Genomic DNA, 819 nt, shown 5'->3' with positions numbered 1-819 from the left:
CCACACGTACGTAAGAAATAACGATTTCTTCAATGAAAAGGTCAGCACATGCTGACCTTTTTTGTATGATATCAATGCCATTGGCATGAAAAGATAAATGAATTATGTCTGGTGAATTTAATCTGATTGATAAGTATTTTGTTGGCCGACAAAACCAGCGCAAAGACGTACACCTCGCCGCTGGGGACGATTGCGCTCTCGTTAAGGCGCCAGCAAATGTACAGATTGCTATCAGCACCGATACCTTGGTTGCTGGAACCCATTTCCTTCCTCACGCGAACCCTGCTTGGGTTGCTCACAAGGCGCTTGCATCCAACATCAGCGATTTAGCTGCCATGGGCGCAACACCAGCTTGGGTAAGCTTTGCATTGACCATGCCTGAAGTGGATGAAGAATGGCTCGCACCCTTCTGTGATGCGTTTTTCGAACTGGCGGATTACTTTGGTATTCAGTTAATCGGCGGTGATACAACGAAAGGCCCATTAAGCCTAACACTGACAGTGCAAGGTTTTGTGCCTGAGGGCAAAGCGCTGACTCGCTCTGGCGCGAAAGTCGGGGACTGGGTGTATGTCACGGGGAATTTGGGTGACGCAAAAGCAGGGCTGGATGTCATCTTAGATGAAACACTTCGCAGTCGTATTGGTGCTGATGAACTAGAAAAAGCCCATTACCTAAGTACTCCGAGAGTGTTAGCGGGGCAAGCTTTGGTAGGATTAGCATCTTCGGCGATTGATATTTCAGACGGCCTGATTTCGGATATCAAACATATTTTAAAACGCTCACAAGTTGGTGTGAGTATCGATGTGTCTCAATTACCAA

General features: G+C 47.0%; 1 protein-coding gene. It reads left to right on the top strand.

The window, feature by feature from the left end; translation table 11 throughout:
- Positions 1-104: 104 nt before the first annotated feature.
- Positions 105-819, top strand: a 715-nt coding sequence (gene thiL, locus R8O11_RS26535; protein ID WP_318194783.1) for a thiamine-phosphate kinase, incomplete at its 3' end; no start/stop codon positions are given.

It is taken from the genome of Vibrio sp. 1288 (assembly GCF_033344475.1).
Note: the sequence above shows the minus strand (reverse complement) of the source record. Positions and strands in the feature narration are given on the sequence as shown.